The sequence below is a fragment of the Candidatus Zixiibacteriota bacterium genome, from assembly GCA_034439475.1.
Classification (GTDB): Bacteria; Zixibacteria; MSB-5A5; order GN15; family FEB-12; genus JAWXAN01.
Genome location: JAWXAN010000033.1, coordinates 1 through 5,767, shown reverse-complemented (window position 1 = coordinate 5,767; position 5,767 = coordinate 1). Strand labels below are relative to the sequence as shown.

The 5,767-nt window shown below is 48.0% G+C and carries 4 protein-coding genes; 3 read left to right on the top strand and 1 reads right to left on the bottom strand.

The window, feature by feature from the left end; genetic code table 11:
• Positions 1 to 335 precede the first annotated feature (335 nt).
• A complete protein-coding gene (locus SGI97_04300) occupies positions 336 to 698 on the top strand; it encodes a DUF1801 domain-containing protein (GenBank protein MDZ4723111.1) in 363 nt (120 codons plus the stop codon).
• A 97-nt stretch (positions 699 to 795) separates the two neighbouring features.
• The gene (locus SGI97_04295) at positions 796 to 2,154 is read left to right on the top strand and encodes a dicarboxylate/amino acid:cation symporter (protein ID MDZ4723110.1); all 1,359 of its coding nucleotides are present in this window, start codon (positions 796 to 798) and stop codon (positions 2,152 to 2,154) included.
• Here SGI97_04295 and SGI97_04290 read toward each other — a convergent pair.
• The gene (locus SGI97_04290; protein MDZ4723109.1) at positions 2,146 to 3,051 is read right to left on the bottom strand and encodes a TIGR01777 family oxidoreductase; all 906 of its coding nucleotides are present in this window, start codon (positions 3,049 to 3,051) and stop codon (positions 2,146 to 2,148) included. The genes SGI97_04295 and SGI97_04290 overlap by 9 nt on opposite strands.
• A gap of 388 nt (positions 3,052 to 3,439) precedes the next feature.
• On the opposite strand from SGI97_04290, the gene SGI97_04285 reads away from it, so the two are divergent.
• Positions 3,440 to 5,569 (top strand): SBBP repeat-containing protein, encoded by a 2,130-nt coding sequence (locus SGI97_04285; protein ID MDZ4723108.1) that lies wholly within the window; start codon positions 3,440 to 3,442, stop codon positions 5,567 to 5,569.
• Positions 5,570 to 5,767: the final 198 nt, after the last annotated feature.

The following is a 5,767-nucleotide window of genomic DNA, read 5'->3' as shown; positions in this document are numbered from 1 at the left end:
CAAAACCAGCGCTGTTTTCCTCGACTGCGTCCATGGGAAATGACACCAGAAACACCGCAATTTCGGCAATACTTTTTTACTGATCACTAAAACTCCTTAATCACTTATGGCGGAATCCCCTTCAAATCAATAAGATACAAGAAAAAAACCCACACATTTTGATCATTATGCCCGCAATGACGTATTGGCGAGTCTGTCCTTGAAATCTTGTACCACACTGCTTGCGGTGTGATCTTTCTGTTGGTGACCGGAACACCCCTGTGATAACTTTGCACAAAGCCAAACAACAGTTATATTCCTCTGCCCGAAGCCATATATATATAAGAGATTTGACAATGAAAAGCGAAGCCGCAAACGTGCCCGACTACATAAAAGAAGCCCCTGACAATCGAAAAGTGGCTTTACAAAAATTCCGCACATGGTGCAGGGTCATTTTAGTTGATTACGAAGAAACAATGGCTTTTGGGATGCCATCATACAAAAACAACGATGTTGTCGAGATTGCCTTTGCAAGCCAAAAAAATCATACCTGCTTTTATGTTTTGAAACACGAAGTGATGCTCGCCAATAAAAAATTGCTTGAGGGGCTCAATCATGGTAAAGGCTGTATTCGGTTCGCCAATCCGGATAAGATAGATTTTGAGATAATTAAAAAACTTCTCGCAGCGACTGTACAATCAAAGAGCAAAGCGTGCTGAGCCCAGAACAGAGTATGCTCTTTTGAACGAACTTCACGGATAGCCCGCATTCCTTGACTTGCTTCTTGCCGTCAATTAGCAGATATTTTACTTCGATATGAATGCAGAGAAGTCTTCGCACCCTCCAAAAAAACGAATCGCGCTCCACACCAAAATATTCATCGGCCTTCTCACCGGCGCAATCATCGGTATCGGCGTCAATGTTTTGTATGGCGGGACACATCCGACAATTGTATGGGTTGCATCGAATATCACCGAACCGGTCGGCACACTCTTTCTGCGTCTGCTTCTCATGATCGTCATTCCGCTCGTCTTTTCTTCGCTTATAGTCGGTATCGCCGGAATTGGGGATATCAGAACACTCGGGCGTGTAGGCCTGAAATCTTTCGCATATACACTGGTTATTTCATCTATTTCTGTGATCATCGGTTTAACCCTGGCCAACACAATCAGACCGGGTGAACGTGTTTCACGTGAAACAGCCGCCGCTCTCGAAGAACGATATGCCTCTGATGCGGCCAAACGCGTTGCCGATGCCGAAAAAATCAACACCACCGATTCGCCGCTTATGCAAGCAGTTAAGACTATTGTTCCGATAAATCCGTTCACGGCCATCGCAAGCGAAACGCCGAGTATGCTTCATCTGATGTTTTTCGCGCTTGTTATCGGCATTGCCATCACACTTATTCCAAAACATTTTTCGGCTCCGTTTGTGAATGCAATGGATTCCCTGTACCAGATTTCGGCCAAAGTCATTGATATCATTATGGTCTTTGCCCCTTATGCTGTTGCCTGCCTGCTGTTCAATAATACCGCTCGTTTTGGAATAGATTTATTGAGCGCGCTCGGTTGGTTTGTCGTGACTGTCCTGCTTGGATTGAGTCTGCACATGTTCGGAGTCTATTCGCTCTCAGTTGCGCTGCTCTCGCGCATTTCGCCGCTGGAATTTTTTAGAAGAACCCGTACCGTCATGCTCACCGCGTTTTCGACATCCTCTTCCAATGCCACTCTACCGACCGCGCTTGCGGTCTCAGAACGGAATCTTGGTGTCCCGCGCGAGATAAATAATTTTGTTCTGACAGTCGGCGCGACCATGAATCAAAACGGAACGGCCCTTTATGAAGGCGTGACCGTTTTATTTTTAGCGCAACTTGCGGGAATCGACCTGTCGCTCACCGAGCAGATCACTGTTGCCTACCTTGCGATTTTGGGAGGTATCGGAACCGCTGGAGTGCCATCGGGATCTATCCCATTTATCATTGTGGTGCTTGCGACGATAGGTGTGAATCCGGCGCTCATCGCGATTATTCTTGGAGTGGACAGGATACTGGATATGTGCCGCACCACTCTCAATGTGACTGGCGATTTGACTGCCGCGACGTACGTAGCGCGCTCCGAAGGGTACACACTACTGAAGACTCAGCCGGAGAAAATGCCCGAGCAGACCTTAGTCTGATTCTAATGCCTTTGCAAGAGCTTCTTCGAGTGACGAATATCTGAATGTGAATCCTGCATTGCGAAGCTTCTCCGGTGAGACTTTTGCGGATGCCAGCAACAACTCCTGCGCCATTTCACTCCCAAGCAACGCTTTTAGTGCAAACTTAGGCACTGTCAACGCCGACGGACGATGAAGTATTTTTGCTAAGACTTTTGTAAACCGTTCGTTCGTTACCGGGTTCGGTGAAACGGCATTGATCGGGCCATCGAGCGTTTTATCTGCTAATACAAAGCGGAAAATATCCAACAAATCATCAAATGCGATCCAACTCATATACTGACAACCGTCGCCCAACTTGCCGCCGATACCGGCCTTGAAAGGCGGAAGCATTTTCTTAAGCGCCCCACCTTTTTTTGTCAGAATTATTCCGATACGAGGATGAACAACCCGCACTCCGTGTTGTTTTGCCGGATCAGCCTCACTCTCCCACGCCTGACAGACCTCAGAGAGAAATCCTTTACCCGGCGGCGATTGCTCGGTGAGCGGATCATCCCCCCTGTCGCCATAATAACCAATGGCCGAAACTGAGATAAAGACTGCCGGCTTGCGCTCCATCCGAGCAATGGTTTCTGCAAGAAGCGATGTGCCACCCACGCGGCTTGATTTGATCTTCTCTTTCACTGTCGCCATCCACCGTTTCGCGGCGATGTTTTCTCCAGCAAGGTGGATAATGGCATCGACACCCTCAAGGTCAGCTGGGTTCAACTTCTTTTTTTCGATGTCCCATTGGATTGTATCCTGCCCGCTGTTTTCGGAATGCCGAACGAGACGCATAGTAGTATGACCATCGGATTTTAACAATGGAATCAGATGGCCGCCAATCATTCCCGATGCGCCGGTAAGTGCAATTTTCATACTTGTTATACCATACACCAAACAAGGCGGCTATGCAACCCGTTTACGAAAGCGAAGAACCGCATCTGTGGTGTCGGGCGTCTCTGAGCGACAGTCCCTTGGTGCGGAGCAGCCCGCCGCGGCGGAGAATCCATCTTCTCTGATATTTGGTAGGTCAGTGATCCTTGTGATCCTGACGTCCGATATTCGCCAAGATAAAGATCACACCGCAAGCAGTGTGGTACAAGATTTAAGCAGTCATTCCGCAGTACGTCGTTGCGAGGAGTGACTTCTGAGGAACGACAGTGTTGACGTCTTGTCTCAAGTAGGTCAGTCCGCCGCGCCTGCCCGCTGTGGTGGGGCGGACCGTGATCCTGACGTCTTCGATCCTCGGAATCGAAACGAGAATATGAAATCCGAATGCCTCCTCATCTCCTCTCTCTTTGAAGGAGCCAATCCATTTCCCGAAGTGGTATCCGACGGCCTCATGGAATACAAATGCAATTACTTCCTTGGTAATGACTCCACCAAATGGCGGATTAATGTCCCTAACTTCTCAAGCATCACATACAAAGAGATATACCCCGGCATTGATCTGAAATACTACGGCAATGGCCGTCAAATGGAATACGACTTTATCGTTGCGCCCTTTGCTGATGTAAGTCAGATAAGGATAAAATACGGAGGATGCGAGTCACTTTGTGTCAATGAGACTGGTGAACTGGAAGTCCAAACCAAATGGAATACTGTGACCGAACGAACCCCGTATGTCTATCAGATCGTAGCTGGCGAGAAGAAACAACTGACCGGCGAGTATTATCTCTGTGATGACAATTCATTCGGCTTCAAACTTGCTAAAGAATACAACCCCGCCCTCGCCGTCGTCATCGACCCGGTGCTAACATACAGTACCTATCTCGGCGGTAGTGGTAGTGACAGGTCAACGGACATTGCCATTAACAGCTCGGGGCAGGCCTATATCTGTGGGTCTACGGGTTCGGCTGATTTTCCAGTCGTGTTCGCTTACGACAATACCATTAATAGTCTCTCAACGTTTGATTGCTTTGTTACCAAATTTAATGCAACAGGGAATTCTCTCCTATTTAGTACTTATCTTGGAGGAGAATCCGCCGACTACTTTACGGCTATTTCAATTGGGGCTGAGTCAGGCATCGGTATCTTTTTAACAGGCTATACCTATTCGGCGGACTATCCGACGACATTTCCCCATTTCGCTTATTTTGGAAATATTGACGCGGTACTTACCGGGCTAAGCTCAACTGGAGACTCGCTCCTGTACAGTACATTTTTTGGTGGAAACAGTAGTGACTACGGTACGGATGTAGAAGTACGATGCAATCCGCCGTGTTCGACTGGTGCATTCAGCGTTTGGATCACAGGAGCTACGAATTCGCTGAATTTGCCCGTATTCAATGCCTCACAAACCACCAATGCCGGGTTGAACGACGCCTTTATCGCACAATTCACATCTACACAATTTCCCATTAGCCTTTCTATAGGTCTGAAGTACTGCACCTATTATGGCGGCTCCGGATCTGAAGGTGGGCGGTCACTTGGCATTTCACCGACTATACCGTACAAACCATATATCTCAGGATCAACACAATCATCAGGTTTGCCGGCTATGAATGGCTATGATCTATCATTCGGCGGCTCCGAAGACATTTTTATCACAATGTTCGACGTCGCCGGAAATGGACAGATCTATCCTTCAGCTTCCACTTACTTTGGGGGTTCAGGGTCTGATAATAGTACTTCGCTTGCGATTTTAAGCTCTGGGGCGGTTTGTGTTACAGGGTATACAAACTCACCAGGTATTGCAACTCCAGGGGCATTCGACGAAAATTCAAATGGCTTCTATGATGTCTTTGTAGCCAAGTTTTCAAGCAATTTAGTCTCGCTAAATTTCTGTACCTATCTCGGCGATGCTGGTGAAGATTACAGTGGAACATCAGCATCGGCCCTCACTGCAGACGGTCAAGGCAACCTCTATGTAACAGGATTCACCAGCTCTTCAAATTTTCCAACGGTTAACCCCTACGACGCAACTCTCAGCGGAACTCTCGATGCCTTTATCTCCAAACTCAGTTCAAATGGTTCTTCTCTTCTGTCCAGTACCTATCTTGGTGGTACAATCAACGATTACGGCGTAGCGATTGCATTGGACAATTCTGGCTGTACATACACTTTAGGGGGCACATATTCCACTAATTTCCCCCTGATGAATCCATTCGATGGCAGTTATGGCGGAGGAAATGAGGATGTATTTCTCACAAAGATGTGTTTGAGTTGTTGTGTCGGCACCACCGGCAATGTCGATTGTGATTTGGCAAATGTAGCGGATATCTCGGACCTAACAGCACTTATCGATAATCTGTTTATAAGCCTTGCTCCGCTCTGTTGTTCAAGCGAAGCCAATACGGATGGCGACCTTGGCGGAGCGGTCGATATTTCTGATTTGACTGCGCTTATTGACCATCTCTTTATCTCGCTCGCGCCCACCGCGCCTTGTCAGTGAGACTGCAGGGCGACCAGAGGAAGGGGTGCGGCCATCTCATTTGGTTTCCTGTTGTGTAGGTCAGTCCGCCGCGCCTGCCCGCTGTGGCGGGGCGGACTAACATCTTCTCTGATATTAGTAGGTCGATACCTTCCGAGGTCTCGACATCTTTTTTTCGTCTTGTAGCGATGAACTCCCGCGGTTCAGCGATTCTTTTGT

What these genes read in the sequence shown, in the direction of transcription:
- SGI97_04295 (MDZ4723110.1), top strand. Translation starts at nt 796, where the DNA reads ATGAATGCAGAGAAGTCTTCGCACCCTCCAAAAAAACGAATCGCGCTC.
- SGI97_04285 (MDZ4723108.1), top strand. Translation starts at nt 3,440, where the DNA reads ATGAAATCCGAATGCCTCCTCATCTCCTCTCTCTTTGAAGGAGCCAAT.
- SGI97_04290 (MDZ4723109.1), bottom strand. Translation starts at nt 3,051, where the DNA reads ATGAAAATTGCACTTACCGGCGCATCGGGAATGATTGGCGGCCATCTG.
- SGI97_04300 (MDZ4723111.1), top strand. Translation starts at nt 336, where the DNA reads ATGAAAAGCGAAGCCGCAAACGTGCCCGACTACATAAAAGAAGCCCCT.